Source organism: Mucilaginibacter lappiensis (assembly GCF_900155965.1).
Taxonomy (GTDB): domain Bacteria; phylum Bacteroidota; class Bacteroidia; order Sphingobacteriales; family Sphingobacteriaceae; genus Mucilaginibacter; species Mucilaginibacter lappiensis.
Genome location: NZ_FTMG01000023.1, coordinates 11,714 through 35,367, shown reverse-complemented (window position 1 = coordinate 35,367; position 23,654 = coordinate 11,714). Strand labels below are relative to the sequence as shown.

At 42.4% G+C, this 23,654-nt stretch carries 23 protein-coding genes; 12 read left to right on the top strand and 11 right to left on the bottom strand.

Features of this window, described 5'->3' with window-relative positions; all coding sequences use genetic code 11:
- Positions 1-34: 34 nt before the first annotated feature.
- The 6 genes from BW976_RS27225 to BW976_RS27200 form a co-directional block, all read right to left on the bottom strand.
- Positions 35-1,360, bottom strand: coding sequence for an acetylxylan esterase (locus BW976_RS27225; RefSeq protein WP_076378564.1), 1,326 nt, complete (start codon positions 1,358-1,360; stop codon positions 35-37).
- Positions 1,361-1,368: 8 nt separating this feature from the next.
- Positions 1,369-2,220 carry a hypothetical protein gene (locus BW976_RS27220; RefSeq protein ID WP_139332445.1) on the bottom strand — a complete coding sequence of 284 codons (852 nt, stop codon included), beginning with the start codon at positions 2,218-2,220 and terminating at the stop codon, positions 1,369-1,371.
- A gap of 182 nt (positions 2,221-2,402) precedes the next feature.
- Positions 2,403-3,758 carry an acetylxylan esterase gene (locus BW976_RS27215; protein WP_076378560.1) on the bottom strand — a complete coding sequence of 452 codons (1,356 nt, stop codon included), beginning with the start codon at positions 3,756-3,758 and terminating at the stop codon, positions 2,403-2,405.
- A 9-nt stretch (positions 3,759-3,767) separates the two neighbouring features.
- Positions 3,768-4,598, bottom strand: coding sequence for a hypothetical protein (locus BW976_RS27210; RefSeq protein ID WP_076378558.1), 831 nt, complete (start codon positions 4,596-4,598; stop codon positions 3,768-3,770).
- Positions 4,599-4,631: 33 nt separating this feature from the next.
- On the bottom strand, positions 4,632-5,855 hold the full coding sequence (locus tag BW976_RS27205; RefSeq protein ID WP_139332444.1) for an acyltransferase family protein: 1,224 nt from the start codon (positions 5,853-5,855) through the stop codon (positions 4,632-4,634).
- A 151-nt stretch (positions 5,856-6,006) separates the two neighbouring features.
- Positions 6,007-6,957 (bottom strand): tRNA modification radical SAM protein MnmL/YtqA, encoded by a 951-nt coding sequence (locus BW976_RS27200; protein ID WP_076378554.1) that lies wholly within the window; start codon positions 6,955-6,957, stop codon positions 6,007-6,009.
- 184 nt (positions 6,958-7,141) lie between these two features.
- Here BW976_RS27200 and BW976_RS27195 point away from each other — a divergent pair, with 184 nt between their 5' ends.
- The 6 genes from BW976_RS27195 to BW976_RS27170 all read left to right on the top strand — a co-directional run bounded on the left by BW976_RS27195 (position 7,142) and on the right by BW976_RS27170 (position 11,818).
- A complete protein-coding gene (locus BW976_RS27195; RefSeq protein WP_076378553.1) occupies positions 7,142-7,687 on the top strand; it encodes a hypothetical protein in 546 nt (181 codons plus the stop codon).
- A gap of 81 nt (positions 7,688-7,768) precedes the next feature.
- Entirely contained in the window at positions 7,769-8,104 is a 336-nt protein-coding gene (locus BW976_RS27190) for a YciI family protein (protein ID WP_076378551.1), read from the top strand.
- A gap of 16 nt (positions 8,105-8,120) precedes the next feature.
- Positions 8,121-9,374, top strand: a complete 1,254-nt coding sequence (locus BW976_RS27185; protein WP_076378549.1) for an RNA polymerase sigma factor — start codon at positions 8,121-8,123, stop codon at positions 9,372-9,374.
- Between the two features lie 152 nt (positions 9,375-9,526).
- Complete coding sequence (locus BW976_RS27180) at positions 9,527-9,931, top strand: DoxX family protein (RefSeq protein WP_076378547.1); 405 nt, start codon at positions 9,527-9,529, stop codon at positions 9,929-9,931.
- A gap of 325 nt (positions 9,932-10,256) precedes the next feature.
- Positions 10,257-10,532 (top strand): ArsR/SmtB family transcription factor, encoded by a 276-nt coding sequence (locus BW976_RS27175; RefSeq protein ID WP_076378546.1) that lies wholly within the window; start codon positions 10,257-10,259, stop codon positions 10,530-10,532.
- Positions 10,533-10,609: 77 nt separating this feature from the next.
- Positions 10,610-11,818 carry an MFS transporter gene (locus BW976_RS27170; RefSeq protein ID WP_076378545.1) on the top strand — a complete coding sequence of 403 codons (1,209 nt, stop codon included), beginning with the start codon at positions 10,610-10,612 and terminating at the stop codon, positions 11,816-11,818.
- Positions 11,819-11,879: 61 nt separating this feature from the next.
- Here BW976_RS27170 and BW976_RS27165 read toward each other — a convergent pair whose 3' ends face one another.
- A complete protein-coding gene (locus BW976_RS27165; RefSeq protein WP_076378544.1) occupies positions 11,880-12,080 on the bottom strand; it encodes a hypothetical protein in 201 nt (66 codons plus the stop codon).
- 269 nt (positions 12,081-12,349) lie between these two features.
- On the opposite strand from BW976_RS27165, the gene BW976_RS27160 reads away from it, so the two are divergent.
- Positions 12,350-15,871: a methylmalonyl-CoA mutase family protein gene (locus BW976_RS27160; RefSeq protein WP_076378542.1), complete on the top strand. Its 3,522-nt coding sequence runs from the start codon at positions 12,350-12,352 to the stop codon at positions 15,869-15,871.
- Between the two features lie 71 nt (positions 15,872-15,942).
- The gene (locus BW976_RS27155; RefSeq protein ID WP_076378540.1) at positions 15,943-16,455 is read left to right on the top strand and encodes a DUF695 domain-containing protein; all 513 of its coding nucleotides are present in this window, start codon (positions 15,943-15,945) and stop codon (positions 16,453-16,455) included.
- 104 nt (positions 16,456-16,559) lie between these two features.
- Here the strand turns inward: BW976_RS27155 and BW976_RS29615 are convergent, their stop codons facing one another.
- Positions 16,560-16,757: a hypothetical protein gene (locus BW976_RS29615; protein ID WP_175614191.1), complete on the bottom strand. Its 198-nt coding sequence runs from the start codon at positions 16,755-16,757 to the stop codon at positions 16,560-16,562.
- Between the two features lie 153 nt (positions 16,758-16,910).
- Here BW976_RS29615 and BW976_RS27150 point away from each other — a divergent pair, with 153 nt between their 5' ends.
- Positions 16,911-17,486 (top strand): pentapeptide repeat-containing protein, encoded by a 576-nt coding sequence (locus BW976_RS27150; RefSeq protein ID WP_076378538.1) that lies wholly within the window; start codon positions 16,911-16,913, stop codon positions 17,484-17,486.
- Here the strand turns inward: BW976_RS27150 and BW976_RS27145 are convergent, their stop codons facing one another.
- Complete coding sequence (locus BW976_RS27145; RefSeq protein ID WP_139332443.1) at positions 17,487-18,263, bottom strand: hypothetical protein; 777 nt, start codon at positions 18,261-18,263, stop codon at positions 17,487-17,489.
- Between the two features lie 145 nt (positions 18,264-18,408).
- On the opposite strand from BW976_RS27145, the gene BW976_RS27135 reads away from it, so the two are divergent.
- Together BW976_RS27135 and BW976_RS27130 are read left to right on the top strand one after the other, a co-directional pair.
- Positions 18,409-19,119, top strand: a complete 711-nt coding sequence (locus tag BW976_RS27135; RefSeq protein ID WP_076378532.1) for a M23 family metallopeptidase — start codon at positions 18,409-18,411, stop codon at positions 19,117-19,119.
- Positions 19,116-19,877 carry a DUF4846 domain-containing protein gene (locus BW976_RS27130; RefSeq protein WP_076378530.1) on the top strand — a complete coding sequence of 254 codons (762 nt, stop codon included), beginning with the start codon at positions 19,116-19,118 and terminating at the stop codon, positions 19,875-19,877. Before BW976_RS27135 ends, BW976_RS27130 begins: the two co-directional genes overlap by 4 nt.
- Positions 19,878-20,347: 470 nt before the next feature.
- On the opposite strand, the gene BW976_RS27125 is transcribed toward BW976_RS27130, so the two are convergent.
- Positions 20,348-21,367 carry an aldo/keto reductase gene (locus BW976_RS27125; RefSeq protein ID WP_076378528.1) on the bottom strand — a complete coding sequence of 340 codons (1,020 nt, stop codon included), beginning with the start codon at positions 21,365-21,367 and terminating at the stop codon, positions 20,348-20,350.
- A 151-nt stretch (positions 21,368-21,518) separates the two neighbouring features.
- On the bottom strand, positions 21,519-21,815 hold the full coding sequence (locus BW976_RS27120) for a GIY-YIG nuclease family protein (protein WP_076378526.1): 297 nt from the start codon (positions 21,813-21,815) through the stop codon (positions 21,519-21,521).
- Between the two features lie 125 nt (positions 21,816-21,940).
- Here BW976_RS27120 and BW976_RS27115 point away from each other — a divergent pair, with 125 nt between their 5' ends.
- Entirely contained in the window at positions 21,941-23,545 is a 1,605-nt protein-coding gene (locus tag BW976_RS27115) for a mechanosensitive ion channel family protein (RefSeq protein ID WP_076378524.1), read from the top strand.
- Positions 23,546-23,654 lie beyond the last annotated feature (109 nt).

The following is a 23,654-nucleotide window of genomic DNA, read 5'->3' as shown; positions in this document are numbered from 1 at the left end:
CAAGCTTGCGGCAGAGGGGAGGAAGGGGCGTTCGTTAAAACAACCCAAAAACATCCCTCATCTTATGCCCATCCTCATCCAGGAATGACTTTGGTACTTCATGCCCCAGGTCTTTATAGATACGGATGGTAGCATATTTGGACGGAATGTTATTGTAAAAAATAAAGGAGTTTGCCGGTGGAGCCAAATGGTCAAGCAAACCTATACCTACCATTGTGGGTGATTTGATAGTTGGTGCAAAATTCTTGATATCAAAATAATCCAGGTTATCCATTACCTTGTTATAGCTCAGGGTGGGTCTGTCATCCACATACTCTTTAATATCATTGATAGGCCATTCCGCTACGCCCGCCAGATCGCGAATATCGCCAAGGATAGGATTCTGAGCCGATACGAGCTTGATGCGGCTATCTAAACTAGCCAGCGCCACCGCCAGGAAGCCCCCCATACTGCCACCCGATATTTCGATGCGGGTAGAGTCGAGATCTGGTCGCGAACAGATGAAATCAATGGTACGTATACAGTCCATGATGGCGCCGCGCAACACATATTTGTTTTTGTCCTCAATATTCAGGGTGATATAATCCGGTCTTTTGGGGTGTATCACATCGCGACTGTTACCCTGCCCGCGCACGTTAATGGTAATGATGGCCAGATCGTCATCCTCGCCAAGCATAGGCTTCAGATCAACCTGGTAACCAGGCAGGCCCACAAATACCGGGAATCTTCGGTTTTTGCTACTGCCTTTGGGTATAGTTAACCAACCACGCACAGTAATATCATCCAATGATTTCATCTCGAACAGAAAAACACGGCGGTTATCTTTTTCCAGCTCAGGCTTTTCGGTTACCTTATAATTGGGTTTAACAGATGCTAGTTGTGATTTTGCCGTTTGCCAAAAGCTGTCAAAATCAGTCGGGCGTGGGTGATTTGATCTGATCTCTTTTGGGCGGATACCAAAAACACGCTTGGTGGTATCGTCATAATCAGATACGTTGATCATGAAATTGATCTTATAAAAACCCGGTTTCAGGGCCGGGATGGTAAAATTATAGCTGTTACTACTATTTTTGGAGATCTTAACGCTTACAGAATCTCTTAACAGTGGTTTGCCTGCCGGTGTACTAACCACATAGGCCACACGACCCGTTTGGTCGGTATGATAAGTGTTTTTGACTTCGAAAGTATAGCTCGCGTTGGAATTAAAAATACCATCATCACTATGGGCCACAAGCGTGGTTACCACTTCTTCATCAGCTTTTAATAAAGGTTTGGCGTTGCCTGTAATGGCGATACAGACCATGCAAGAGCTGATGAGCAGGAAAAATGTATATTTAATTTCGTTCAACGTTTTTACCATCTGGCTATTTACTTAGTATCGATATGATAGTTTAACGATGCCGAAACGCTGCTGCCCGCACTGGTATTTCTACCGGTTATAAAAGTGCCGCCACTCACAAACAAGGCTACTTTTTTACTGAACGAATGTCCATAACTCAGTGATACCTGGTTAAAGGCAAAGTTTTTATTGGTAACTGGATTGGGCGAAAACGCTTTGTTATTGCTGCTTGCATAAAAGCCGCCAAAGCTTACCGATATCTGTTCCCTGAATTTTTTGTCCAGTGTTAAGCCATAAGTAGCATTATACCTATCCTGAAAAACCGACTCGTAACCAAAATATTCGCGTACACCGTTCTCCAGTATAAAATAGCTGTTTTTACCAAACAAATGTCCGCTACCCGCAAAAGCCAACCTTAATTCACCGCCTTTTTGGTTATACCCCAAACTAAGATTAGTGTACATGGGTATAATGGCTGTAGCCTGTAAACTGAAATAGTATTTGTAGTTGATATTGGCCAGGTAATATCGTATACCTACTTCGGCATCACCAAAGCCGGAATCTTTATAGGTTGCATTGTTATCCTTATAGGTATTAGATGCGTAGGGTAATAAGGCTGATAGGGTAAAACGCCTGCTGAGACCATACTCAGCATATAGCGATGTGCTTAATGAAGAGAATTTGCCATTATCCGGAAAAGGCCCCTTATTACTATTAGAATCCCACTGCTTATTGGCAAAAAAGTAATTCACCGATGGCGATAAAGTAAGCCTTCCGGGCCTAACCGGGAAACCGCCGGTAGCATAACTTTTACTTTGTGTTACCATAAGCAGCACAATAGCTAGGAGTAAAAATTTATATAGGGTATTTTTTGAGATCATATTTACAAGGTGCTTGGTTTTTATTTGCGGGGCTTGAAGCAACTCCTTCTTCACATAGTCACATCGTTCCCATCTCCAGGAGATTGCCTCGTTCCGCGCAAATACCATTTCGTTATTTTATTACTTAAAATAACTCCCTCAAATCCTCACACGTTATAGAGTAGTCCAATACCGTGCCGTAATCAAGGTATACGGAATTTTTCGCGAACCCACAGGTTTTGGAACATGAAATAGTTAAAATCTACCTCATGTGTGGAATTTGGTACACACACAAACTCCTTATTGGTACTGCCCAAATGATTAAACAGCGCCATACTGCAACGCGGCGGACAAAACTGATCCAGCAAACCTATGCCCATCAATACCGGACATTTTACCATTGGCGCAAAGTTTTGCGGGTCATAATAATCAAACGTGGCATAAAACTGCTCCCATGTAAATTCCGGATGTTGATTTTTATACTGCCTGAACATTTTAAACGGTACCACCTGCTCTTTGTATGATGCCGATATACTGTAATTATCACGGATATCAGCATATAATGGCACCTGCATAGTGAGCACTTTAACCCTTTTATCCAACCCAGCCGTAACTACAGCCAGCGCACCGCCTTGGCTACCACCCTCTACAAATATTTTGGAGGTATCAATACCCAGGTTGGCGTGTGAGTACAAAAAGTCGAGCCCGCGCAGGCAATCCATATAAACTCCGCGATAAATGTATTTGTCTTTATCCTGTATATTGGTTGTGCTATAATTATCGGTGTTGATGTGCACCACATCTTTACTATTGCCGTTACCACGCACGTTAATATCAAACGCTATATAGTCGTCGTTATCCATATTGGGTTTTAGCTCTACTACATAACCTGGCACACGGTAATGAACCGGAAATTTGCTGCCATCGGTAGGGATCACGAGCCAGCCGCGAATCAACAAGTTTTCGTATGATTTCATTTCTACCGAGTAAACCTTTTTGTATTTGGTTGACAAGTCCGGGCGGAATATCACCTTATACTGCGGCGATACTTTTGATAGTTGCTGACGGGTTTCTTCCCAAAACTGATCGAAATCATCAGGCTTATGCAGTTCGGAGGTAATAGCTTCAGGGTTCACCCCAAAAACCTTACGCACCGTATCATCATAAGCAGACAGATTGAACATAAAGTTGATATGATAAAAGCCTGCCGCTTTAGGTGCTACCTTTACACTCAGGCTTTTAGAGCTACCAGCCCCGACAGAAAAATCGGCGGTGTTTTCGAAGATCTTTTTACCGTCATCAGAAGTAACAATGTAGGAGAATTTGCCCTCTTGTTTTTCATTGTAAGTATTTTTCACACTTAACTTATAACTGATCTCCTCACCCGCTTTAAACAGGGCATTTTTATTGGCCGGCTTAGCATCCAGTATCACTTCACCTTCCTTATTCTTTTGTTGTAAAAAGAATGCGTTAGCCTTGGTAACTGGCAGAAGAATGGCTACGACTATAAGAACAGCCCAAAAGCTCGTATGTTTTAAATATATATTGATGTTACGCATCGCTGATATTTATATTTTTATAATTGCCTGGATAGAACCACCATAACCTACTCCCGTATTTTTACCAAATGGCGTATAATAACCACCTATAAACGTAGAGAATCTGCGGGTAAACTGATGCCCATAGTTGAGCGAAGGTTTAAAAAACGCATAATCCCGGGCATTGTTGATATTAGGATTGAAGGCCTTGTTGGAACTGAATGAACGGAAAAACAACAATTCCAAATTCAATTGATCATGATGACTAATGGGATAACCAACCGTACCGCTAAAGCTCAGCTGATCGGGGCCCTGCACATCAAAATATCGTCGGTAAGCCAATTCGGTATTAAAATAACCTTTACTGGCGATAGATTTAGGTAAATTACCGCAATACATCAGTTTCACCTCGGCACCATAATTACCCAGGCCCAGCTCCACGCTATGGTTATAGAGCGGGGCTATACCTGAGACCTGTACCGATAGATAACGCACATAGTTAAAATTAACCAGGTTATAGCTCAAGCCCATGTATAAATCGCCCAAACCCTGATTAGTTATCTTATCCCCATTAGCAAATTTATTCTGTGTGTACACATAGGGCACACTGGCAATAAAATCAAGCCGACGCGAAATACCATAACCTACATAAAGGTTAGCGGAGTAAGAAGTAAACCCTGCTCCCGGATCGCCTTTAACACGGTGCCCATCGCGGTCAAACCTGTCGGTTTGGTGATACAGAAACATAGACGGGATCACAATATCACGATATTTACCTATGGGCCAGCTGGCAAATGATCTATAGGGGTTAATCCCTATAAAAACCAGTATACATAAGCAGGATAGTATCAGTTTTTTCATCAGTTAGTTCAGGTAATTGTTATAATTAATTATTTAAACAATTGATTTGGTGCCACTCGGTTTATACTTAACCAAAAAATTCGACCGGCGGATGTAATGGTTTAATGGTTCCTCGATTAGTTTAAACAAGGTTACGGACAGTATATTTAATACGATAAAAGCATATAATAAGTTCAGAGCATCATATTGAAAGGGTGAGTGCCAGGTTACACCCCACCTGTCATACAGCTCAAAAACCAAGTCGTTTAAATGATCAAACCAGGTATGCATCAGGTTATATATCCAACCCAGGTGTATCAGGTAAAATATATAGGAGCTTTTACCCAACAGCTCAATAAAAGGCAGCGCGAGGAATTTTTTAAACAAGGTTGTTTCGGTGAGTATACCATAAAAGAACAGAGCCACTGCTATGCATAAAAAGTAATTATTAACAATAATACCGATAGGGCTCTCCACACCCGCGGCCCAGCCCTTTGGTATAGGCTGCAGCGCCATTACAAATACGCAAACAAATATGAGCAGGAAACCGGTATAGGTATAGTTTACTTTATTGGTACGGGTAAAGCCTTTTTTTAATACATAGCGGGCCAGTTGTATCCCCACAAAAAACTCAAAGCAACGCCCCAGGAAAGTGAACAGCATAACAAAGGTAAAGTTGCCAAAGAAACCATGCCAGTTAATATGACTGAATATAAAGTATAATAAAATACCGGTTAACGTAAGTATAACCGGCTGTATATAAAATTGACCAAAACGCTTGGCGATCAAAAATATAACCGGTGCCGAAAAGTAAAAACACTCCTCAACCGTTAACGACCAGCCCTGGGCTATACCTGTATCCCAAAACTGATAAAAAAAGCCGCGGATAAACGTAATGTTCATCAGCATAAGTGCTACGGGGTGCTCGTATCCTTTGGTAATGGTTTCGTCCTTGGTAATAAAGTAGTAAACAAAGGCAGCTACGGTAAGTAAAAAATACATGGGGTAAATGCGGGCTACCCGGTTTTTGAGGTACTGCATAAACCAGGGCTTACTTAACCCATCAAAGTTTTGATAATACCTGAAGGTTATCAAAAAGCCCGAAAGCACAAAGAAAATGCTTACACCAATGTGGAACTCGCCCAAAAAGCGTTGCACAATGTGAGGAAAACTTTCATCAAAAATATAGGCAAAATGAGATATGAAAACCAGGTAAGCAGCCATTGCACGTACACCGGTTAAAGCAGGAATGTAGTTGGGTTGCGCTCTTTGTGACAAATCAGGTATAAATTTAACTAATAAACCATTGTTTTATAACTAAAGGTTTACAAATCTGATACCAATTGTCTCCTTGGGTGCCAGTAACGAGTTGCCAGTGGCCAGAAAAATCATGTTAATCCTTCAATCCGAAGAATCGTGATTCAGACATTTACAAAGCTGAGCCCTGCACTACGCCACGACTCAGGATCCTTTGGTCGATGTAGTATTGGATCTCTGATTTTTTGAGGCCCCAGTTGGGTGCAATCAGCAGTTCGCGATCGCTTAGACCAAACAGGCGCTGTATCACAATATCGGGACGTACACGAGGCAGAAGCTCGCACAGAAAATCGGCATACTCATCAATGCTGAAAACCTTAAAAGGTTCGCGCTTGTATTTTACACCCATTACCGAGCCCTCTACAATATGCAGGTGATGGAATTTCACGAATTTAATTTGTGGAAAACGATTGATCTCGTCGGCATATTTCAACATCATATCATGTGTTTCCCAAGGGAAACCAAATATGGTATGCACACAAATATCCAGTTTACTGTTCTCCACCAGCTTCAGGGCTTTTACCAATTCTTCGTGATTACAGCCACGGTTGATTTGTGACAGGGTATCATTATAGATAGATTCCATGCCCATTTCCAGATCCACATCAAAACGGTCGGTATAGCTTTCTAACAAGGCTATCTTTTCCATGTCGATACAATCCGGGCGGGTACCTACACTCAGGCCCACAATATCTTCGGTACCATAGCTCAATGCCTCATCATACATCATTTTCAGATAATGCGCCGGGGCGTAGGTATTGGTGTTGGGTTGAAAATAGATAATGAATTTATCGGCCTTATTGCCTTTACGGGCACGCTCCATACCTTCTATTACCTGCTGACGTATGGTAGGTGCATTGCGGCTTACTGATGGTGTAAAGGAATCAACATTGCAATAGGTACAACCGCCATAGCCTTTGGAGCCATCACGATTGGGGCAGGTAAAACCACCGTCGACAATTACCTTAAACACTCGTTGGCCTTTATATTTATCGCGCAACCACGGACCATAATTGTTATAGCCCTTTTCCCATACACCTGTTGTTGACTCTGTTACCTGCATTTGCGGCAAAGGTACGGATTTTTTGATTCAGGTTGTGAGGAGGTACATTGTGCTCGGGATATACCTATTTAACATCTTATTTTTACCTTTATGTAGATTTTGTAAATGGTAAATTGGATGATATTTCTGGTGTTGAAATTAAAAGTAGTTGGCTACCATTGTATAAATTTAATAACACACTACGATGCGCGAAAAATCACCCGAAATTTCACACCCCTTTTGGGGACAAATAAAAGACAGCGGATTGCATGGATACACATCTGATATTATGCTGTATCAGCCGTTTTTTAGTGAAGAAAAGATACCAGTTTATTTGGGCGAACATTATATTTATTTGACCCCAAATGACCAAAAACTAAATCCGGGTAAAGACTACAAAGCCATACAGCTGATACTCACCGAGGATAGGTTAACCGAATTTGCCGCCACTTACGTTGATTTTATTGATCATATGGACCATCATATGAAAACTTTACAACAAGCCATGTTTATGTTTTACCGGGAATACCTAAGTGGACACTACGATCAGTTTGGCGTTATTGACACGGTAGAAAAACATAACGAATATATTAAAGACATTTATTCTTTCAGAATAGAAGCCGGCAAACAAATAACCATCAACTTTAATTATCATTTAATTTGGGTACCTGCACATTATGCCGTATTTGTGAACGATAAACTGGATAATATACAAGGAGAAAAAATTAAAGACAACTGGCTGCCTAGATAATTCAATATACCGATTGTTTCTTCTTTGTCCCCATCCTTAATGCCCGATCGTTATCTAGGTAAAACAACATAATTTTATACTATGAAAGACTTTGTATTAATTTTCAGACTCAGTAACCCTGATTTTAAACCATCGCCCGAACAAATGCAGGAAAGAATGAACTGGCTGGCCGGTATTGCAGCCCAAAACAAACTGGCCGACAAAGGTAATACGCTTTCTGTTGGCAATGCAAAAACGGTAAAGGGCAGCAATTTAGTAACCGATGGGCCTTATACCGAGATTAAGGAATTTGTAAGCGGTTATATCATTGTAAAAACCGAAACCATTGATGAGGCCGTGGAATTTGCCAAAAGCAACCCTATATTTAAAATAGGTGGTACTATAGAAGTAAGGGAAGTACTGGTACATAAGCCCTGACTATTAGCATTAAAAAATGCAAAAAGAAACTGCATCGTCTAAAGAGCTCCTACCCCATTTATTCAGGTTGGAGTATACTAAAATGACGGCTGTACTATGCCGTCATTTTGGATTAAAGCACATAGAGGCAGCCGAAGACATTGTTAGCGAAACATTTTTAAAAGCCAGTGAAGTTTGGGGTATAAATGGTGTGCCCGAAAACCCCACAGCGTGGCTATACACCGTAGCTAAAAACAAAACTAAAGATTATCTCAAACATCTCACTGTTTTTGAAACCCGGGTAAAAGATGCTATCCAGACAGATGAGTTGCAGGCAGAGCATGACTTTGAGTTCAATCATCAAACTATTTCTGATAGTCAGCTGGCTATGATATTTGCCGTCTGTAACCCGGCTAACGCTACCGAGGCACAGATATGCCTGGCGCTGCAGGTACTTTGCGGGTTTAGTGTAGCCGAGATTGCTGATGCGTTTCTGACCAAAACAGAAACCATTAAAAAAAGACTGTTCAGAGCCAGGACAAACCTGCGTAATGATAATTTTCAGATCGGGGAATTACAGGAACAAGCTATACAATCCCGGTTGGATACAGTTTTAAGCACCTTGTACCTGTTATTCAATGAAGGTTATTCGTCCCGATCAAATAATCATCTGATCAGGAAGGATCTTTGTTCGGAAGCTATCAGGCTGGTGCTTATGCTCGCCGAAAACCCGTTAACGAGTACCACTGATGCCAACGCCTTACTGGCTCTCATGTGTTTTCAAAGTTCCAGATTTGATGCAAGGGCCACTAATGATGGTGAGATTATTCTGTTTGAGGAACAGGATAAAACCCTTTGGAATCAGGAGCTGATAGACAAAGGCAATTACTATTTGATAAATGCCTGCTCGGGTAACCAGATATCCAAATATCACCTGGAAGCAGGTATTGCATACTGGCATACCACTCCTACCGATGATCATCAATGGGAGCATATTTTGCTACTCTACAACCAACTTATCCTGATTGAGTACTCCCCGGTAACCGCATTGAACAGAACTTTCGCCTTTGCCAAAGTTTATGGAAACGAACAAGGAATAGCAGAAGCAGAAAAGCTAAACCTTACCCAGCTGAACCATTACCATTGTCTATTGGGTTATTTATATGCCGGTACAAATCCTGCCAAAGCTATAGGGCATTATCAGCAGGCCATTAAGCTCACCAAATCTCCGTCGGAAAAGAGAACACTGACCAAACAGATCGAAAAACTAACAATTTTGCCGGGCAGATAAAATAGTCTCCCTCTTTTTCCGGGCATTCATACCTCATCTTTAATCACGTTTATTCCTGAAGCAATTTGTCGTAATTCCCCCCTGTAAATGTCATTTATGCACATCACGCGCCGCTTAAATCCGCCATACCTTTACTAAAAAAACAATAACTCATGGAAACTACTCAATCACAACCTGCAACTACAAAAAACAGTAAAGCATCATTTATTACCGGTACAGCTATCAGTGTACTTTGCATATTATTCCTGCTATTTGACTCCATCGGTAAAATAGTACGTGAAAGCCATTCATTAAGTGGTACAAAACAATTAGGCTGGCCCGAAACAGCAGTGCAGCCTCTGGGCATTATTTTATTGATCTGTACTATACTGTACATCATCCCTAAAACCAAAGTATTAGGATCAATTTTGCTTACCGCTTATCTTGGTGGTGCTACCGCTACGATGATGCGCGTTGGGCTACCTCTTTATTTTTCCATCATATTTGGCATACTGGTTTGGGTAGGCGCTTACCTCACCAATAGCAAATTGCGTGACCTGCTGCCATTGGTAAAATAAGCGGATATTAAATTTATTTACATACAACCCGGAGATATCATGCAGCCCGCACCATATCTCCGGGCTTTTACTTTAGGATAAAAGTGGGTTTACATGGTTTACACTTTTCATGGTTAAAATTGATTTATATAACTGAAAATCAAATAATTAAATACCAATCACCATCATTATATGTAAACCATCATATACATGGTTTACATTGATGAGCTTTGCACTACTTTAATGACACAATTAATACATAGAAGCATTTCTATATATTAATACTTTCACATACCTTTGCATTGCATAAAGATCATAAGCTAAGTAATATGATCGCACCGAAATAATGGACAATAAGAAAATAGAAAAAATATCCAGGGCACTGAGCGATGCTAACCGGATAGCTATTTTACAAGAGTTTAAAAAGAAAAAGGACTGCCTGTATTGCGCCGAGGTAAATGATATGCTCGATCTGACTCAGCCCTCTGTTTCCCATCACCTGAAGCAATTGGTTGATGCCGAGTTACTGCTGCCCCAAAAAGAAGGCCGCAACCTCAAATATGTACTGAATCAACAGATCCTTGATGATTATATCGCCTGCCTGACCGAATTAAAAGACTAGTTCCCTCTTCCGAAAAATGAAGAGGTTTATTTTGACCTTATATATCGAAACATTTGAATATTTAAATACTAAAATCTATGAAAAAATCTATCTATATCATGGCCCTTGGGGCATTCGGCATTATCACCACCGAATTTGGAGTTATCGGGATACTGCCGAAGCTGGTAAAACAGTTTCATATTTCTATTGATACGGCGGGGTGGCTATTAAGTGCCTTTGCCTTAACCGTTGCGCTGGCAGGACCATTTACCAACATGCTTACCGCAAAAATGAATCGCAAAACCATCATGTGCCTGGTGCTGGGTATATTTGTGATCTCCAACCTGCTTTCGGCAGTAGCGCCTAATTTCACCGTATTAATGATAGCCCGTATTTTACCGGCGTTTTTGCACCCGGTATTCTGGGCAGTATCTATGACAGCTGCCTCCAAACAGGCAGGACCAAAAGATGCACCAAAAGCCATCGCCATCGTAATGGCAGGCTTAAGCGTAGCCACCGTGTTGGGCGTACCCTTAACTACCTATGTAGCGGACTTGTTTAGCTGGCGGGCATCATTCGTGGTATCGGCTTTGATTAACTTGCTAGCCTTTGGCGCATTAGCCTTTTTTGTACCTTCTATGCCGGTTAATGAAGCAGATGCAAGTCCAAAAAGCCAGGTAAAAATACTCGGCCGGCTACACATCTGGGTAAAACTGTTAACAGCAACCATTATATTAGCCGGCATGTTTGCCACCTATGGTTACCTGGCCGAATATCTGGACAAAGTTTCGCATATGAGTGGTGTACAGATCAGTATGATGCTGTTGGTATTTGGCGGTACAGGTATCATTGGTAACTGGCTTACAGGTATTGCCCTCAGTAAAAATATATTGGTTACCAGTCGCTTGTTTTTATTGGCATTGGTAGTGATGCATGCACTGGCTTACCAGTTCGGCGGATTGTTTATCCCGATGGTGATCATTTTATCAGTATGGGGTCTTGTACATACCGGAGGTTTTTTGGTGGCCAACTTGCTGGTTATCGACGGCATACATGGTACCGCACTTGACTTTGTAAACAGCTTGCTGCCATCCTTTTTTAACGCTGGTATTACGGTTGGTACCTTATTGGGTGGTTTTGTTATTGCCCATTATGGTATTCACCAGGTTATATGGATGACGATTCCCCTATTGTTATTATCCTTTGGTTTAAGCTTTATTAAAGAAAACGCGAAACACAAAATAATTGAAAAAGCAACAGAAGAAATTGCCGAACCGGAACCTGTTCAGGTTGCTGTTTGCGAATAAAACAAAATATATAGTAATAGAGAGAAAGGATATGTGCATGTAGCACATATCCTTTTTTTATTTATGCCGCCTGAAACAGATTATAAACAGACGTGTCCTCCTCACCATCATCGCTGATGCAAAATTCGATATAGCCCCCGGCAGGTTGGGAAACAAAGTAAGCATCGATTCCCAGCAGCTCTGCATAACATTTCGACGCCGCCATATCATCTGCTATAAAGCAGGTGGTGGCAAGTGTTTTTAATGTATGTTTTGCAGCCATTTTGTTGGTTATTTATTTATGAATAACCAAAGTTAAAACCGGCTACTGACAACCTTATGTCAGTAGGGTTTGAGTTTATTTTATGAATATTAAAAAGAATTGATTTATGCTTAATTATTTCAAATCCGCCCTTCAAAAAGCTGTTCTCATCCAGCCAGTTCTGGCATCAGCCATCAGATCCCGCACCTGATAGCCTTTAATTTATTATGCATGCATAACATTCACTCCGAAACAATTACTAAATTTGTATTGACCAATTATTTATCTTCATGGAAAGCATTGCTCCTTATCAATCCCGGTACAAGATCCGTTTTGTAACAGCGGCTTCGTTGTTTGACGGGCATGATGCTACTATCAACATCATGCGCCGCATACTCCAAAGCAGCGGTGCTGAGGTAATACACCTGGGTCATAACCGCTCGGTTGATGAGGTGGTGAATTGCGCCATACAGGAAGATGTACAGGGCATTGCTCTCACCAGCTATCAGGGCGGGCACCTGGAATATTTTAAATATATGCATGATCTGCTGGTCGAACGCGGCGCGGGTCATATCAAAATATTCGGCGGAGGAGGAGGCGTTTTTCTGCCTCAGGAGATTGAAGAATTGCAAGCTTACGGCATCAGTCGTATTTACTCACCAGATGATGGCCGTACCATGGGTTTGCAGGGCATGATCAACGATATGCTACAGCAATGCGATTTCCCAACAGTTACCCACCTCAACGGCGAAATGGACCATTTGCCTGAAAAAGACCCAGGCGCTATTGCCAGGCTGATTAGTATGGCGGAGAATAACAGCTTACCGGCCCCTCCCAAACCCTCCCCGGAAGGGAGGGCTTTTGAAAATAAAAAAGTCTCCCCAACCGGGGGAGATTTAGAGGGGGCTGCTGCCGTTGTTCTGGGCATCACTGGTACCGGCGGTTCGGGTAAATCATCGTTAGTGGATGAAATTGTGCGCCGTTTTCTGATGGCTACGAATAAAACACTGGCCATTATTTCAGTCGATCCATCCAAACGCAAAACAGGTGGCGCACTATTGGGCGACAGGATCCGCATGAATGCGATCAATAATCCAAGAGTGTATATGCGGTCATTGGCTACCCGGCAGGCTAACCTGGCCTTATCCAAACATGTGCAGGAGAGTATAGATATCTGCAAGGCTGCGGGGTTCGATCTGATCATTGTAGAAACCTCGGGCATTGGCCAGTCAGACACCATGATCACCGATTATTGCGATGTTTCCCTGTATGTAATGACACCTGAATTTGGTGCCGCTACCCAACTGGAAAAGATTGACATGCTGGACTTTGCCGATCTTGTGGCGCTCAACAAATACGATAAACGTGGTGCACTGGATGCAATCCGCGATGTGCGCAAGCAGTATAAACGCAACCATCACCTCTTCAGCGCTAAGGATGATGAACTGCCCGTATACGGTACCATGGCCTCCCAGTTTAATGATCCAGGGATGAACACGCTGTTCACCGCTATCATGAAAACCATCAAGGATAAAACAGGCACAGATCTGTTAGCCGGTGCGGGGAGCGTGTTACCAGGTTCGGGTGAAGAATCTGAAAAGGTTTACATCATCCCGCCCGACCGCAACCGCTACCTGGCCGAGATTGCTGAAAGCAGCAAGGCTTATGACGACTGGGTGAACGAACAATGTAAAATTGCCCAGCAATTATTCCAGGTAAAGGGGGTGATGGAGCTGATGGCCAAACCCTCCCCGGAAGGGAGGGCTTTTGAAAATAAAAAAGTCTCCCCTACCGGGGGAGATTTAGAGGGGGCTTATTTGCACTTGGAGGCTCAACTCCACCCCGAATGTAAACGCCTGCTCAAGGAATGGCCAGAAACAGTTAAAAAATACAAGGCCGAGAATTTTATATACAAAGTACGCGACAAAGAGATTAAACAGCCCTTGTATTATATTTCATTGTCGCAATTGCAGATACCCAAAATTGCTTTACCCCGATATGAAGCCTGGGGTGATGTGTTGCGCTGGCTGCTTACCGAAAATGTACCTGGTGAGTTCCCATACGCCGCAGGTGTATTCCCGTTGAAACGCGAAGGTGAAGACCCTACCCGCATGTTTGCCGGCGAAGGCGGCCCCGAACGTACCAATAAACGGTTTCATTATGTATCGCTCGGGCAACCAGCGCACCGGTTATCTACCGCCTTTGATTCGGTTACTCTGTATGGTGAAGATCCACATACCCGGCCTGATATTTATGGCAAAATAGGCAATTCGGGCGTGAGCATTGCCACGCTGGATGATGCCAAAAAGCTATATTCGGGTTTCGACCTCTGCAAACCGTCTACCTCCGTATCCATGACTATCAACGGACCAGCTCCCATGCTTCTCGGCTTTTTTATGAATGCCGCCATCGACCAACAATGCGAAAAATACATCAAAGAACATGGTTTAGAACATCTGGTAGAAGCTAAATTTAAGGACCTATATGATGATAAAGGGTTGGGGAGACCAAGATATAACAGCACGCTACCGGCCCCACCCAAGCCCTCCCCGGAAGGGAGGGCTTTAGAAAATAAAAAGGTCTCCTCAACCGGGGGAGATTTAGAGGAGGCCCATAACGGCCTCGGTTTGATGCTATTGGGCCTTACCGGCGATCAGGTGCTCACGGCCGATGTTTACGAAAAAATAAAAGCCTACGCCATTTCTACCGTGCGTGGTACGGTACAGGCCGATATTTTGAAGGAAGATCAGGCGCAAAACACCTGTATTTTCTCAACAGAGTTTGCCCTCCGTATGATGGGCGATATGCAGCAATATTTTATTACTGAGAAAGTCCGTAACTTTTACTCGGTATCCATATCCGGCTATCACATTGCCGAAGCCGGGGCCAATCCTATTACGCAACTGGCCTTTACTCTATCCAACGGGTTTACCTATGTGGAGTATTACCTGAGCCGGGGCATGCATATTGATGATTTCGCACCCAACCTGTCCTTCTTTTTCAGTAATGGTATCGATCCGGAATACTCGGTGATCGGTCGCGTAGCCAGACGCATCTGGGCCAAGGCTATTAAAAATAAGTATAAAGGGAACGATCGTTCACAAAAGCTCAAATATCATATCCAAACAAGCGGGCGATCATTACATGCCCAGGAGATCGATTTTAATGATATCCGGACTACGTTGCAGGCACTTTATGCCATTTATGATAACTGCAATTCCCTCCATACTAATGCTTATGATGAAGCGGTTACCACCCCTACCGAAGAATCCGTTCGGCGGGCGATGGCTATACAACTCATCATCAACCGGGAGCTTGGTTTAGCCAAAAACGAAAATCCTATACAAGGTGCTTTTATTATCGAAGAACTCACCGATCTGGTTGAACAGGCCGTATTGACTGAATTTAAGGCCATCAACGATCGTGGCGGTGTACTGGGTGCTATGGAAACCATGTACCAGCGCGGCAAGATCCAGGAGGAATCATTGTATTACGAAACCCTGAAACATAACGGCGAATACCCTATCATCGGGGTTAATACTTTCCTGAATAAAAAGGGATCGCCTACTATAGTTCCATCGGAGGTGATCCGTGCTACTGAGGACGAAAAGCAATACCAGATAGAAGCCCTGCATGCCTTTCAGCAGCGAAACCAGGAACGCATTCCCGAACTACTCAAAGCCTTACAACACGCAGCCATTGCCGGCGACAATATTTTTGAAAGCCTGATGGAAGCCTGCAAATATTGCTCATTAGGGCAGATCAGCCATGCGCTGTATGAGGTTGGCGGGCAGTACCGGAGGAATATGTAAGACATGGAGCTAATGGTCAAGATACTTCATCTACCTGTTTTTATCCTGCTATCATAATCCTATCTTAGCGTATGAAATCTATACCTTACATCTCTCTGGCCGTCCTTTTTGTATTATTGATAAGTAACAATAGTAAGGCGCAAAAAAAAGATTCCACTTACCCGCCCGAAAACTTTTCTGCCGTTCAGGCTAAACTTGATAATGGCAAGCCAGTAGTCGGTTCGATAAACATGGCTTATAAAAACTATAACAAAAAAGGGCAATATCCTTGGTGCCTAACTATAAATATGGCGCTGGAGCTAAAAAATGTTAGTCCTAATGGCTTACCGGTCAAAGTAGAATCAGACATAGCCAATAAATTTGAGGATCAGCTTCTTGACGAAATAAAAAAGCTTGCCACAGCGCATTATATAGGGCATTTATATAATGACAGCTTCTTGGACATCTATATTTATCTGAACGATCCTAAAAAAGTTGCTACTTATCTTCAATCGCAGGTTAACAAAAAGGGCATAACCCGTGGTTTTGCTTATAAGATAGAACAAGACCCTAATTGGTCAACAGTTCAACATCTACTTAAATAGAACTGATCCCGTATTTTGTTTTCAACTTGCCCGTCTGCTATTGTCTTTTCTTAATCCTAACAAGCCCGGTGTTGCTGAGCTTATTAGGATTTTTGGCAATACAATTACGAAGTTTGCGGACATACCACCGCAGGACATAACATATGCGGAGGAAATGTACAGGGATGGGTTGGACAGCATCCATCACATACCGGTAAGCCAATAATAGGCCCGCCACCCATAATTTTCCCCATCTGGCTTCTCGAAAGCGTTCCTGTTGCACCAAGCTCTAAAGCTTTTGCTTTTAGTTGTAAATTTTTCATAAGTAATAGTTTTTTATTGGTTAAAACTCAAGGATATATATCAAATATAATTATTATATATAATAATTAATATCCAACTCATAAAAAAGCATTTCCATTTTTAAAACGAATACCAGGTGATAAAACATAACGCAAGAAACTTAAATTTGCCGCATGCAAGCCAACCATCAGGAAGATCAAACCTTTACCAAAATATCTGCCGACCAGCTAATCGGGCGCGACCGTACTTATGAAAATTGCAAATTCATGAACTGCGATCTTGCTTATGCCAACCTGTATAGCATGGTTTTTATCGACTGTGCATTTCAGGATTGCAACCTGTCTTTAGCCGATGCAAGTAATACGGGGTTTCAAAACATTACCTTTAAACATTGCAAGTTAAGCGGTGTAAATTTCAGCAAAGCCCGCGACTTTTTGTTCGAAATTCATTTTGAACATTGCATCCTGGATAACGCCGTTTTCTACCAAAAGAAAAATAAAAAAGCACGGTTCAGCGAATGCTCCATGGTGGAGACCGACCTTACCGAATGTGATCTTACCGATGCCAAATTTGTTAATTGCAACCTGAACAGGGCATTTTTTAGTCGTACCATATTAAAAGGCGCCGACCTGCGCAGCTCCTATAATTTCATGATCGATCCAGATGATAACATGATCAAAAAAGCACAGTTCTCTTTGCATGGACTGCCGGGGTTGTTAGGCAAATACGATATCAAAATAGAAGGCTGATTAGGCCGGTAGTTCTACCTTATCTTTTTTTGCATAATGCAGATAAGTATAACCCGCTATTAAGCTGCCTAGTATGGTGCATAACATAGCGTAACCTAGTGTTATTAAAATACTCATGGCATTGAAGTAGATCTTACTAAGATACATATACCTGATATCGCCTAATCCCCAGATATCAATAAAGCCTATTATCCTCCCAACCACATCTGCACTTACATAAAGGCAAATCAGAAAAATGGCTGTATTTTTCAACACCTCAGTTGTAATTAATGGCTGCGCAGTCCTTTTCAGGTACTGAAACGCGGCAATAGAGCTGATGAGCAGTACAATGACCAGGTTACTTAAAGGTATCACCAATACCAGATGCATTTTTTGCAGCGTACCATAAAATCGTTGGTATATTAAATTAACAGTTTGGGAATTAAGCTGATAAAACGCGATCAGGATGATACTGGTTTTAGCAATATACCATACTTTAAGCTGGTTACCGGAGCTTATATTTGCCCGGTACTGCATTAATAAAAAGAAGGTTAACAGTATCGGAAAAATAAACAAATTCGGATAATCCATCTTTTTTAAAATTCCTGCCCCTACCATGATCATATCAAACACAAACCATAAGGAATTAAATATCCAGGCAGTGATTTCTAAACCACGACTTCTTCTCTTTCTCACCAGAATCATGATAGAAAATATCAAGCCCAGTAAAAGAAGCAACAAAACAGGGATAGCAATAATGAAAAGAATAATGATAAATTCTGAGGAAATTGAATACATGTTAAGGTTTTTGTTTTAAATATTATAAATAAATTAAAGTGCCATATTGTTTGTCAACAAGAAAAATACATTTGTAAAAACAATCGCCTGGTGAATAATTCCCTGGGCATTTACAATTTCTATAGATTTAACTGGTTATAACTTCATGAAAAAGATCATTCTGCTGCTTAGTATTTTATGTGTATCTGTTGTTTCAAACGCACAGGATATCAAAACCATTTGCAGCAACATCAATAATTTAAATACGGCTATTTTAAATGGTTCCATAAAAAAACAGGATGCTGTCGCGCAATTCAAACCTTTAATAGAACAACTTAAAAAAGCCAGTGATAAACACCCCTTATCTGGTTGGACGTTCTCGCTTAAAGGCTATAAAAGCAACGCCATAGGTGGCACCAACGGCAACGGGTACTCCGATAAGGGCTACAATTTTCTGGATGGCAACAAACACGCCGCACACCCAGCTCATGATATTTTCATTAATGACCGTAACCAGGACTGCGTAGATGATCGCACCCATCAACCCGTTGATGTGCTGGTGGTTGATGACGGTATTGTGATAGCCTGCACTAACGAATGGGAGCCAACAAGCACACTTCGTGGCGGCAAATTCATCTGGATATATCATCCGGCACAAAATATCATTACCTATTATGCCCACAACCAGGCCATTTTTGTAAAACCCGGCGACGAAGTAAAACAGGGCCAAAAGATTGCGGAGGTTGGTCGTACGGGTTACAATGCTTTCAAAAAACGGTCACCTACCCACCTGCATTTTTCGGCGTTTAAGTTAGTCGATGATATGCCCGTACCCTATAACCCTTATTTACAGTTGAAAAAAGCCAAAACTATATGAAATCTATTCTCCTGCTGTTATCATTCCTGCTCGCAGGCAGTGCAAAAACAGACAATGTTTTAAGCCGGTTTAAAACCCCGGCAAGTTTTCGGCAGGAGGCTGTATTACCAGGTACTTTTGGAGCCTGGCTGCTGAAACTTCCGCTTAAACCTGTGGGTACCCCCGCACGTACCTACAAAGGAGATATTGCCCGCACCAATCTGTATACGGCAGCCATTGTAGATATGAGCGTAGGCACCCAGGATTTGCAGCAATGCGCCGATGCTGTAATGCGTCTGCGCGGCGAATACCTGTATCAGCAAAAGAACTACAAGGCCATCGCTTTCAACTTTACCAGCGGCTTTAAGTGCGATTTTGTGCACTATGCCGATGGCTACCGCTATAGCAACAATCACTGGGTGTTAAAAGCCAAAAAGGATTATAGTTATCCCAACTTCCTCCGCTATATGAACCTGGTTTTTAGCTATGCGGGCACTTTGTCATTACAAAAAGAACTCAAAAAGGTGAACAATCCTGATCAGCTTAAAACCGGGGATGTATTTATCAGGGGTGGTTCGCCGGGGCATTGTTTTGTTGTGTTGGATGTGGTAGAAGATGCCCGCCATTATAAAAAATTCCTGCTGGCACAAAGTTTTATGCCTGCCCAGAATATTCAGGTACTTCAGGATAATGGCGATCCCTGGTTTAGTCTCGAAAGGAAAAGCAGCATTCCTTACGGCGAGCTGATCAGCAAAGACTATCTGAAACGCTTTGATTGATCGCTACTGCCAAAAACTTTTTAAACCTTAAATTTTAACACTTTTCTGCTCAAAACAGGGTAAAATGGGCTCAAAAACACTCGTAAAACCCTCATTTTAACACTTTTTAACAAATTTCAACACGATTTTAATGAATTTTAAAAACTTTAAAAAGTATTAATTTATTGATATTCAAATAACTACATACTAAACTATCGGTTTTTAGCCTTATTTTTCCTTAACTAAACAGCCCGGCTTTCTGGGATGAAAGCCGGGCTGTTTGGATTTATATAAATATACGAAAATTTTGGTGGAGATCAAAAAGGATAAATCATTTGTCATCCTGAGCGAAGCGAAGGATCTATTCTGCTATTGAAAAGTTCAACAACAGATGCTTCGTTCCTCAGCATGACAAATTTGTTTCCACCCGTTTTCCGCCGCAGTCGAACAGAGTCGTCCAGCGCAGCGCAGACGCGGTGAATCATCTACTCTTACCTCTTCTCCACCCTATCATAAAATCCTCCGAAACTATTCAGTTTTACACCGTCTTCCTGGAAGAAGTCGCCGGGGAAACCAAGCTCGATGGCACTGGCATCGTTTAATCTTTTTAGCTGATCGTTGTTCAGGGCAACCTCTACCGTTTTAAGGTTATCGAGTAACTGATCAACTTTAGTGGCACCTACTATCGGAATGCACGAAAAACCCTGCTGACGGGTCCAGTTTAGGGCCACATGGCTTTCTGATACACCCAGTTCCTTGGCAATCTCCATCACTACTTTGGTTATCGCTTTGCTCCTGCTATCCAAACGTTTGCTTTCGGGTTTAATACGCCCCTTATCGCCTTTTAGATATTTACCTGTTAAAGCCCCGCCGGCTAAAGGCGCCCATGGAGTTACCGTCATGCCAAAATGTTTGGCCATGGGTATCAGCTCACGCTCGGCGGTGCGGGCCAGCAAACTGTATTCTACCTGTAAGGCGATAAACTGGCTCCAGCCCATCAGTTCGGCCAGGGTATTACCCTTCGCTACCACCCAGGCGGGGGTATCGCTGATGGCGGCATAGTTTATTTTACCCTGTTTAATCAAGTCGTCCATGCCACGCAGTACTTCGTCTATGGGGGTTATATCGTCCCAGATGTGCAGGTAAAGTACATCGATAAAGTCGGTTTTTAAACGTTTGAGGCTTTCCTCTACGCTGCGCATCATGTTTTTACGGCTATTGCCCGATGCGTTGGGGTTGGTGGTATTATCCTTCAGCGTGTATTTGGTAGCCAGCACAAAATAATCGCGATCGTGATTGCCCAGGTACTCGCCGATGATCTTTTCGCTCGTACCCAATTTGTAAATATTGGCTGTATCCAAAAAGTTGCCGCCGGCCTTGGCATAGGCATCCATAATGGCAAAGCTGGTATCCTTATCTGCTCCCCATCCGGCTTCGGTGCCAAAGCCCATGGTGCCTAAACATAATTCTGAAACTTTAAGGCCCGAACGGCCCAGTAATTTGTAATTCATGGTGTTTTGATTATATTATATCTCTTTATTATCACACCATGTCATTGCGAGAAGGAACGACGAAGCAATCTCGTAGCTATTCTCATTGATAAGAACGCGAGGAGATTGCCACGCTTCGCTCGCAATGACATGGTGGGTTTTGTTTTAGTTTTTAGTTATACCATTCGCTGCTTAAATCGCTCCATGAGGGATTTTCAGTGAGTATTAAATCAATTTTCTTTTTCCGTGACCCTGCTTTAAGCTGCTTTTCACGCGCAATGGCGTCATCTATCCATTGGTATTCCTCGTAGTATACCAACTTGCTGCAATCATACTTGGCAGTAAAACCTTCGTATATTTTTTGTTTGTGCTCCCATATCCGTTGCTCTAAATTACTGGTAACACCGATATAAAATACAGTATTCACCTTATTGGCCACTATATAAACAAAATAGCGATGTATATTCATTAATCACGTTTTCCCGCGCTTTAAATATCGGTTTAATATCATAATAAACCATACAGCCGCTTGTTACTGGAAGGTTAAAAAGAATTGAAATATAATTTTTAGCTTTAACAGAAAATCTACCTGTTATGCCTAAAAGTTATTACATCTTAATTCTGTTTTTATTAGCTGCCTTTACTGTCCGGGCACAAAAACCCGTTGAAACCAAAGGTTACCCGGTTATTATCGGTCGGGATACGCTTTTTACCTTTTACACCGGTCAGGGTTTGTTTGAACCGGCTGAGCGGGCCCAGGTAGTAACCAAACGCATTGAGGAACTGGTTAACCGAATTGATTTTAACCCCGACTCCCTCACCTTAAAAAACGACACATCTATTTCGGTGATCTCCTACAATTCGCAAATTATCCTGGCCGTTAATAATAAGGATGCAACCTTCACCGAGCTTAATCGCCCACAGCTAGCAGCCAGTTACCTGGTCATCCTGAAAAAGAAACTGGGTAATTATTTTTCTGATAGCAGCACTAAACAGGTAGTTATTAATATACTGGAAGCCGTTGCTGTGGTAATACTACTGGTTATTTTAATATGGGCATTAAACAAGGGTTCACGGTGGGTAAAGCTTAAAACGCTCAAAGCCTGGGAAAACCGCATGGACAAACTGGCAGCGCAGGGCGCCCCCGTTGCCTATGCCAAACGTTTGCTGCCTGTGGTTACCGGCTTGCTACGCATCGGGCGATTTATACTCATCATTTTGCTGGTTTACATGGCCCTGCCTGTATTGTTTTTTATTTTTCCATCATCAAAACCTATAGCGGTACAATTGCTCGGTTATATTGTTAATCCTTTTAAGAGTATAGTACTGGCCATTGTGCACTACATACCCAACCTGCTTACTATTGCCGTAATTTATATAGTTACCCGGTATATCGTAAAACTGGTAAAATTCATCGCCAACGAAATTGCCCTGGGTGCCATCACCCTCAGCGGTTTTTACCCGGAATGGGCCATGCCTACCTATAATATTATCAGGGTGTTGCTGTTCGCTTTTATGTTTGTGGTGATATTCCCCTATTTACCGGGTTCCGATTCCAAAGTTTTCCAGGGGGTAACGGTGTTTCTGGGGATCTTGTTTTCACTAGGTTCATCATCGGCTATATCCAATATGGTATCGGGCATTGTGCTCACCTATATGCGCCCCTACAAAATTGGCGACCGTATAAAGGTGGGCGATGTGATAGGTGATGTGGTAGAGAAAAACCTGCTGGTAACCCGCCTGCGCACCATTAAAAACGAGGATATCACCATACCAAACGCTACCATATTAAGCGGGCATACCACCAATTACAGCACTGTAGCCAAAACCATGGGACTAATACTCAATACTACCATAACCATTGGTTACGATGTACCCTGGCAAACGGTGCATAACCTGCTCATCAGCGCGGCCGAAGCTACCGATGGTGTATTGACCGAGCATAAACCATTCGTATTGCAAACCGGGCTGAATGATTTTAATGTGGCCTATCAATTGAATGCCTACACGGCCTTATCCAACCAGATGGCGGTACTCTATTCCCGTCTGCACCAGAATATACAGGATAAGTTTAACGAAGCTGGTGTAGAGATCATGTCGCCGAATTATTTTGCCCTGCGCGATGGCAACCACATCCAGATTCCGGATGGTTATGTTCCGGAAGGCTATAAAAAGCCTGGGTTTAAGGTGGATAAATAACCTCCAGTCATGCCGAACTTGTTTCGGCATCCCATATGTAAGGTGTACAATAGGAAGGTTAACCTGTCCTGAGGGATCCTGAAACAAGTTCAGGATGACTTCACTTTTT

Excerpts from the sequence above, each read along its gene's own strand:
- BW976_RS27225 (WP_076378564.1), bottom strand. The coding sequence starts at position 1,360 with ATGGTAAAAACGTTGAACGAAATTAAATATACATTTTTCCTGCTCATC.
- BW976_RS27220 (WP_139332445.1), bottom strand. The coding sequence starts at position 2,220 with ATGATCTCAAAAAATACCCTATATAAATTTTTACTCCTAGCTATTGTG.
- BW976_RS27215 (WP_076378560.1), bottom strand. The coding sequence starts at position 3,758 with ATGCGTAACATCAATATATATTTAAAACATACGAGCTTTTGGGCTGTT.
- BW976_RS27210 (WP_076378558.1), bottom strand. The coding sequence starts at position 4,598 with ATGAAAAAACTGATACTATCCTGCTTATGTATACTGGTTTTTATAGGG.
- BW976_RS27200 (WP_076378554.1), bottom strand. The coding sequence starts at position 6,957 with ATGCAGGTAACAGAGTCAACAACAGGTGTATGGGAAAAGGGCTATAAC.
- BW976_RS27195 (WP_076378553.1), top strand. The coding sequence starts at position 7,142 with ATGCGCGAAAAATCACCCGAAATTTCACACCCCTTTTGGGGACAAATA.
- BW976_RS27190 (WP_076378551.1), top strand. The coding sequence starts at position 7,769 with ATGAAAGACTTTGTATTAATTTTCAGACTCAGTAACCCTGATTTTAAA.
- BW976_RS27185 (WP_076378549.1), top strand. The coding sequence starts at position 8,121 with ATGCAAAAAGAAACTGCATCGTCTAAAGAGCTCCTACCCCATTTATTC.
- BW976_RS27180 (WP_076378547.1), top strand. The coding sequence starts at position 9,527 with ATGGAAACTACTCAATCACAACCTGCAACTACAAAAAACAGTAAAGCA.
- BW976_RS27175 (WP_076378546.1), top strand. The coding sequence starts at position 10,257 with ATGGACAATAAGAAAATAGAAAAAATATCCAGGGCACTGAGCGATGCT.
- BW976_RS27170 (WP_076378545.1), top strand. The coding sequence starts at position 10,610 with ATGAAAAAATCTATCTATATCATGGCCCTTGGGGCATTCGGCATTATC.
- BW976_RS27165 (WP_076378544.1), bottom strand. The coding sequence starts at position 12,080 with ATGGCTGCAAAACATACATTAAAAACACTTGCCACCACCTGCTTTATA.
- BW976_RS27160 (WP_076378542.1), top strand. The coding sequence starts at position 12,350 with ATGGAAAGCATTGCTCCTTATCAATCCCGGTACAAGATCCGTTTTGTA.
- BW976_RS27155 (WP_076378540.1), top strand. The coding sequence starts at position 15,943 with ATGAAATCTATACCTTACATCTCTCTGGCCGTCCTTTTTGTATTATTG.
- BW976_RS29615 (WP_175614191.1), bottom strand. The coding sequence starts at position 16,757 with ATGAAAAATTTACAACTAAAAGCAAAAGCTTTAGAGCTTGGTGCAACA.
- BW976_RS27150 (WP_076378538.1), top strand. The coding sequence starts at position 16,911 with ATGCAAGCCAACCATCAGGAAGATCAAACCTTTACCAAAATATCTGCC.
- BW976_RS27145 (WP_139332443.1), bottom strand. The coding sequence starts at position 18,263 with ATGTATTCAATTTCCTCAGAATTTATCATTATTCTTTTCATTATTGCT.
- BW976_RS27135 (WP_076378532.1), top strand. The coding sequence starts at position 18,409 with ATGAAAAAGATCATTCTGCTGCTTAGTATTTTATGTGTATCTGTTGTT.
- BW976_RS27130 (WP_076378530.1), top strand. The coding sequence starts at position 19,116 with ATGAAATCTATTCTCCTGCTGTTATCATTCCTGCTCGCAGGCAGTGCA.
- BW976_RS27125 (WP_076378528.1), bottom strand. The coding sequence starts at position 21,367 with ATGAATTACAAATTACTGGGCCGTTCGGGCCTTAAAGTTTCAGAATTA.
- BW976_RS27120 (WP_076378526.1), bottom strand. The coding sequence starts at position 21,815 with ATGAATATACATCGCTATTTTGTTTATATAGTGGCCAATAAGGTGAAT.
- BW976_RS27115 (WP_076378524.1), top strand. The coding sequence starts at position 21,941 with ATGCCTAAAAGTTATTACATCTTAATTCTGTTTTTATTAGCTGCCTTT.